Raw genomic sequence first — 7,287 nt, forward strand, 5'->3', positions numbered from 1 at the left:
TGGCTGGCTTACCAAAAGGGCTTATAGTCTAACTATAACAAAGATTCTATCTTTCACTTTTGGCAACAACAGACCGGAACGCATTTACGCATCATACAACACATTCTCATTTTATCTGCTATTGTTTTCATTTTATAAAATTGTAATTAATAAAAAAACTAATCGTTTTTTTTAATTCTACTAGTTTGATAGAGTAAATATAGTAACTATTTTTTAACTGCCAAAAAAAATTTTAAAATTTAACATTTAAAAAGAATTAAGCTACATAAATTTTATCGAAATTCTTTGAGAATCCCTTTCAAAATCAAGCGTAGAGCAGCTTTATACCTGAAAGAGATTCTTTATTTTTTTATTTAAAATTTGAATCCTAAACGTGCAAAAACAAATCTACCGTTTAATCCAAATTGTGAGACTGCTCTCGAATACGCAAATTGATTGGCATTACTTAAATCTGTACTCGGCGCAGGAGACAATGTTGGAGTTGTGTTTGTAAAAGCAGGAGTTGAAGGATTGTTTCGGTCCGGATACACATCACCTATATTATTAACTCCAAGCGTGATTCTGAATTTTTCATTAATCTGATACCCCAAAGACAAATCCGTAACAATTTTAGCGCTGTACTCCGGATGTTCGTACACAGAAGAGAATCCATCTAAATTTACATCTGTAGCCCCCGGATCTGTTACTTTTCCGAAATAACTGTTTCTTAAATAAATATCCAGTTTTTTAATATTGAACGTTGTCGTCAAATTGGCTTTCAATTTCGGAATTGCTTCCTCTAAATACACTCGGCTTGACTCCGGAAAAAAGGAATATTTAAAAGGTTCTCCTCCGGCATTGATAATAGACTGAGGAACATTTAAATCCCCTACTCTTTTTGTTTCATTATAACTTATAGCAAAATCATTTCTAATCGTAAAATCAGCTACCACATTATACTTCTGAGAAATCACCACATCTATTCCTTTTGTTTCTGAATTGATTCCGTTTGTCCAGAAAGAGGCTCTTTCTACTCCCTTTAGATCAAATGCCTCCTGAAACAATGTAAGTGCTTCTTTTTGTTCCGGTGATGTAGCTCCGGCAATTTGTCCGTCTGTTGGTCTTGAATATTGACCTGTTAAAACAATACGATCATCGATTCTTGTGAAATAAGCATCGGTAGAGATTGTAATATTAGCTTCCGGGATTTTGAATGTAAAACCTGTACTTATACTTTTAGATTTTTCCGGATTTAAATTTTCTACTCCAATGCTTTTCGCCGCATCAGAATCATTGGTAAAATATCCTACCTGATAAGGTGAACCGTTAATAAATTGTGTAGAGCTCGTTTCAAAATATTTTTGTTGCAATGATGGCGCTCTAAAACCTGTTTGTCCCGAGATTCTCCAATTGATGAAATTATTTAATTTCAAAAGAGAAGCCAATTTAAAGGTAACTGTGTTTCCAAAATCAGAATAATTTTCAAAACGTGCAGCTCCGTTCAAAAGCCAGTTTTCTGTAGGGTTTAATTCTAAATCTACATAAGCGGCAACACTTCTTCTATCTTTTTCTTTGGCATCGGTAGCCTGAAATCCTGAGAATCCCTGAGCTCCTGCTCCACGTTTGTTTCCAAAGAAATCGGTTACGATTAATGGCGAAGTTGTTGGCAATGTACCGGAAACAAATTTTCCGTCTACATCATACAATCCGTAAGAAGCTTGTTCTCCGGCTTTGATCTGATAGTTTTCGTATCTGAATTCCCCACCAAAAGCAACATTCAAACCTTCTAAAACATCGAGTTTTTTACTAAAATCCAAATTGGTTGTACTTTGTAAAAACGAAACTTTACCTGCATCAAAACTAGACGGTGATTGGGTTCCCAAAGTTGCATTTATAGTATTGTTTGCCCCGTATTTAAAAGAGTTTGTTCCAAGATTCGAACTGAAATCAGTGTCAAAACCAAACAATTCGGTTGTAATTCCGGCTGCTGCAGAAGCATCCAGGATATCTGATTCTATTTCAGGTAAAAATCCATTTGAATACACCTGTGTAAAAGTTCCGGAACCATTTGGAAGCCTGTTAAAGGCATAGGATTTACCGTTTCTGTAAGAGACTCCTCCAAAGGAATACAAGGAAGTACGCTCGCTCAAAGGATATTTAGCATTAAAATACAATTGCCCTGTCGCCAATTCGGACTGTCCCACACTCATATTATAGTCGCTTCTTTCCTGTCCTCTGTAATTCAACTCATTGTTCGTTACATCAAAATTCAGGGCTGTTTGCATCTGAGCAATTGTCGTTGCAGAAGAAATCGCAGTTTGTTGCGCCGGTGTAAAATAGCTAACCTGTGGCGCGTACTGTTGCAAAGTACTAATGATCTGTCCTGAATTTGGAGTTGAATTAATATTACTGAACAAAGAATTAACCTGAACTCCATTTTGAGCCGCTCTGTTTTCGACTGCGTTGTAAGCATTAAAGATCGCATTACTTCTAATTCCGGCACGGCTTGTTGCTTGTCTGGTTAGTGCACTTCCGGTAAAGTTCAGATAACTTCCCTGTTTCCCTAAAGAAGTACCATAGTTTAAATCTAATTGTAAAGATTGTCCGTCGCTTCCTCCTTTAAAATTATTGGATCCTGAAGACAAATTTGCTCCGTATTGAATATCACCTGAAACGTATTTTGCGTTTTTCTTCAATACAATATTAATTACTCCGGCAATCGCATCAGAACCGTATTGTGCGGCAGCCCCATCTCTTAATACTTCTATTCGCTCAATCGCATAGGAAGGAATCGCATTTAAATCGGTTCCTACTGAACCTCTTCCCGGCGATCCGTTGATGTTTACCAAAGCGCTGGTATGTCTTCGTTTGCCATTTACCAAAATCAAAACCTGATCCGGCCCCAAACCTCTTAATTGTGCCGGATCAACGTGATCTGTTCCATCTGCCGTTGACGTCGGATTACTCGTAAAGGAGGGTGCTACATAATTTAATATTTGCGTAACACTGGTTTGCGGAGCGCCTTTGGTTATTTCTGTTATATTGAATACGTCAACAGGAACCGGTACGTCTGTTTTTACACGGTTTTTACTTCTCGAACCTACTATTGTAATTTCTGACAGTTCATTGTTTTGCAAAGTATCTTTTTCTTTTTTGTTCTCCTGTGCATACAATCCGGAGATGGTAGCCAAGCTAAAAATCAGTAGTAATTTATTTTTCATTGTATTTTAATTAGGTTCTTTTATTCTAGTTTATAATTGAATGTTGTTTTTTTTCAGTTCACTTTCGACCAAAAAAAAACCTCCGCAAATTGGCAGAGGTTCTTTTAGTATATCGTTTAAAACAGTCTACAATAGTCTCTCTGCGGAAGTTTCCGGCATCATACAAGACATATTCTTTAAGATTGATTTCATGTTTATTTTGTTTTCTTTCATTTTGATGGGGCAAATTTGCGGACTTTTTTCGGAACCACCAAACAAAAACCAAAAAAATTTCTATTACCCTATCGAATTAGTATGTTATGTTAAATTTATATACAATTAATAAAAAAAGCAAAACTTTAATTTGTCAATCAAAATGGTTTTTTAACTTTGCACCCGAATAAAGAGGAAAAATTTGAACTGATTGCAACCTCTTCATAATGAAATGATTTGTTATGAATACCGGAACGTTTTGATTTCGGTAGTAAAAAATGCTAAAGCAGGAACTCTCCTTTAGCATTTTTTAGCAATTTTTTTTCCTCGCTTAACTTTAATTATCTAATTAATAAATTATTATGGCTTATTTATTTACGTCAGAATCTGTTAGTGAAGGACATCCAGACAAAGTTGCAGATCAAATTTCGGATGCATTAATCGACAACTTTTTGGCATTTGATGCTAACTCAAAAGTAGCATGTGAAACTTTAGTTACTACGGGTCAGGTAATTCTGGCTGGTGAAGTAAAATCCAATACCTATCTTGATGTTCAACAAATTGCTCGTGAAGTAATCCGTAAAATCGGTTATACTAAGAGTGAATACATGTTTGAAGCCAATTCTTGTGGAATTCTTTCAGCCATTCACGAACAATCTGCCGATATCAATCAGGGTGTTGACAGAGCTAAGCCGGAAGAGCAAGGTGCAGGAGATCAAGGTATGATGTTTGGTTATGCAACTAACGAAACAGAAAATTATATGCCATTGGCACTTGATTTATCTCATAAACTATTGCAGGAATTAGCGATCTTAAGACGTGAGAACAAAGAGATCACTTATTTACGTCCGGATGCAAAATCACAAGTAACTTTAGAGTACAGTGATGACAACAAACCAACACGTATTGATGCCATTGTAATCTCAACACAACACGATGATTTTGATGAAGAAGCTACTATGTTGGCTAAAATCAAAAAAGATATTATTGATATTTTGATTCCAAGAATCATCGCTAAAAATCCGGCTCACGCTCATTTATTCAATGATAAAATCCAATACCACATTAACCCAACAGGAAAATTCGTAATTGGAGGACCTCACGGAGATACTGGTTTAACAGGAAGAAAAATTATCGTTGATACTTACGGTGGAAAAGGAGCTCACGGTGGTGGTGCTTTCTCAGGAAAAGACCCAAGTAAAGTAGACAGAAGTGCTGCTTATGCTACTCGTCATATCGCTAAAAATTTAGTTGCTGCAGGTGTTGCTGACGAAATCTTAGTACAGGTTTCTTACGCAATTGGTGTTGCTGAACCAATGGGAATCTTCATCGAGACTTACGGAACTTCTAAAGTAAACTTAACTAACGGTGAAATCGCTAAAAAAGTAGAAGCTATCTTTGATATGCGTCCTTACTTTATCGAGCAACGTTTGAAATTAAGAAACCCAATCTATAGCGAAACTGCTGCTTACGGACACATGGGACGTAAACCGGAAACCGTAACCAAAACTTTTTCTGCTCCGGGAGGAAATGAAAAAACAGTTACAGTAGAGTTATTTACATGGGAAAAACTTGATTTTGTTGACCAGGTAAAAGCAGCATTTGGATTGTAATTGAATCTGAAATCATATTTTAATAAAGAGGTTAGCCAAAGTAAAATTAAAGAAAAATAGAGATCAAACAGAACTCTAAGATATTTTTAAAATTGCTTTCTGACTTCTCTTTTAAGACTCATATTGAGCCTGTTCCTTAATTGGAGCAGGCTTTTTTTTGTGGAATAAGGAACGAAAATAAATTACCTGTCTACAAATAGTAAGAAAAATATACAATTGCAATAAATATCATTAAAATTATACTCAAAATCTTACAATTAATATTTGTCAGCCATGAAAAAGATTTTCTCCGCCCTAGTTTTAACAGCGACTCTTGTTCTGTTATTTTTTAGCTCCTGTGCAACAGAAGAACCCGCTGTTGAAAAGCAAACCGGTTCTCTGAATGTAAACCGGGCAGCTGATTACTTTAACAACAATCCTATTGCGTTAAAGAATAACTTTTATTTCCTGGGAAAGCCCGATTGGAAAAAAGCGGTTTATGTGCAAGATACTTTAACTGTTCCGTTTATTACAGAACGGCCCATTTTTGTAAAAAATGGAGCCAGGAAAAACAACTCCGGTTATTTCTTAAGATCTTATCTGGTGGTAACCCCAAAAAATGCCGGCAGTAATTTTGATTATAAACTCAAAGTTACCTTTTCTCCAAAAACAAATGAAGCGGCCGTAAAATGGTACCACATCTACAATCAAGCAAATGTATTAATTTCTGAGAATGGTAAAAGACCAATTAAAAAGCGCCGAATCAAATCTGAAACGGCTTTGGACGCATGTCCGTATAGAATAGTTTCTTTTGACGTTTCCCTAGCTGAGCAACAAAGAATATTTGATGAATGGTGGGAATGTGTGATGAGATACCATGACAACGAAGAGGAAGAAGTCCTTCCTCCGGACGGTGGAAATGAAGAGGAGGATCAAACCGATGCAGAGATTATTGAAGAGATTATAGTTGATAGAGAACTTGATCCTTGCCCTAAAGCTGTTTTAGCCCAGTTAAAAAATGCCACCAATTGTGATATCTCCAATATATTGACTAAATTAGGGACTAATTCTGTTTACAATGTTACAATTACTTCTGGAGATGCTGGAACTGTGCCTGCCATTACTTCAAGAATCCGTGAGAACAATTATAAGATAACTCTAAGTAAAGATCGCTTTACTTCTGCAACTCAATTATTCAAAGCTTCTATTTTACTACATGAACTGGGACATGCTTTTTTTATGAGCTTAGTAGAGGATTTCGATGCTTCAAAAAATCTAGTGGTATTTAGTGAATTCCCATTACTTTTTCAAGCATTTGTTGACAAAAAATATCATGGGAGTACAGAAGATTTTCAACACGCAGAAATGGCTAATACCTATGTAGAAGCAATTGGAGCAGCCTTACAAGAATTTCAAACCGGGGTTGCAGTTCCTTATGGAACAAAACCTACAGAAATTTATACTGATTTAGCATGGGGAGGATTAAGAGATGCACCAATTTTTAGCAAGAAGTTTCCAAAAGGAACCACAGAGAGATTAAGAATTGAAAACAGATTAGCGTCAGAACAAACAGGAAACCCTGTTGGTTCAGGCACTCCACTAGAACAAAAGCCTGTGGGTAAACCTTGTAAATAAACCGACATGAAAAAGCTATTATATATCGTTATCGTCATTCAATTTCTTTACAGTTGTGCTGCACAAAAGAACCATCAAGCACCAATTAATGATTATTTATCGAGTTTGAATTTGAAAGAATCAGATAAGATTATGATAATTCAGGAAAAAATCAATAATAATGTGACAATTGATATTTTTAAAGGACAAATATACTTTGAACCTAGAAGAAATAAATACGAAAGAAATGAAGGAGTTGATAAGCCTTTATACAATGAAAAAGTATGGGAGAAAATGAAATTTAAATATGAAGAAAAATACATTAAAGACCAGTGGATAAAAAGTAATTACTGGACTTTAAAAGATTTTAAACATCAGAATATCATTTTCATAAAACAGGAAAAATTTCCCGATCCTGGGAAATATGAGACGTTTGATTTTAAGGAAAACTATGAGGTTTTTTCTTTTTCAGATCCAATTTATTATAAACAAAATAAGTATGCAGTTTTTACAATAAAATCAACTACAACTGATTATAAAAATATTGATACAACTTCTATATTAATTCTGGTCAAGAGTAAAGGAAAATGGACCGTGATTGAAAAAGTTGGTGATGGGATTTATCGTTAGAAAATTGCTTTCTGACTTTCTCTTTAAGACTCATATTGAGCCTGTTCCTTAATTGGAGC

4 protein-coding genes are annotated in these 7,287 nt (G+C 35.3%); 3 read left to right on the top strand and 1 reads right to left on the bottom strand.

Translation table 11 applies throughout. The features are described from left to right. Positions 1-353: 353 nt before the first annotated feature. Positions 354-3,200 (bottom strand): TonB-dependent receptor plug domain-containing protein, encoded by a 2,847-nt coding sequence (locus G3A47_RS04950; RefSeq protein ID WP_166920966.1) that lies wholly within the window; start codon positions 3,198-3,200, stop codon positions 354-356. Between the two features lie 554 nt (positions 3,201-3,754). Between G3A47_RS04950 and metK the strand changes: the two genes are divergently transcribed. From metK to G3A47_RS04965, 3 genes are all read left to right on the top strand, one after another. Beyond that, the gene (gene metK / locus G3A47_RS04955; protein ID WP_166920968.1) at positions 3,755-5,005 is read left to right on the top strand and encodes a methionine adenosyltransferase; all 1,251 of its coding nucleotides are present in this window, start codon (positions 3,755-3,757) and stop codon (positions 5,003-5,005) included. Positions 5,006-5,278: 273 nt separating this feature from the next. Next, positions 5,279-6,619, top strand: a complete 1,341-nt coding sequence (locus tag G3A47_RS04960; protein ID WP_166920970.1) for a hypothetical protein — start codon at positions 5,279-5,281, stop codon at positions 6,617-6,619. 6 nt (positions 6,620-6,625) lie between these two features. Beyond that, complete coding sequence (locus G3A47_RS04965) at positions 6,626-7,228, top strand: hypothetical protein (protein ID WP_166920972.1); 603 nt, start codon at positions 6,626-6,628, stop codon at positions 7,226-7,228. Positions 7,229-7,287: the final 59 nt, after the last annotated feature.

It is taken from the genome of Flavobacterium poyangense (assembly GCF_011751075.1).
Taxonomy (GTDB): domain Bacteria; phylum Bacteroidota; class Bacteroidia; order Flavobacteriales; family Flavobacteriaceae; genus Flavobacterium; species Flavobacterium poyangense.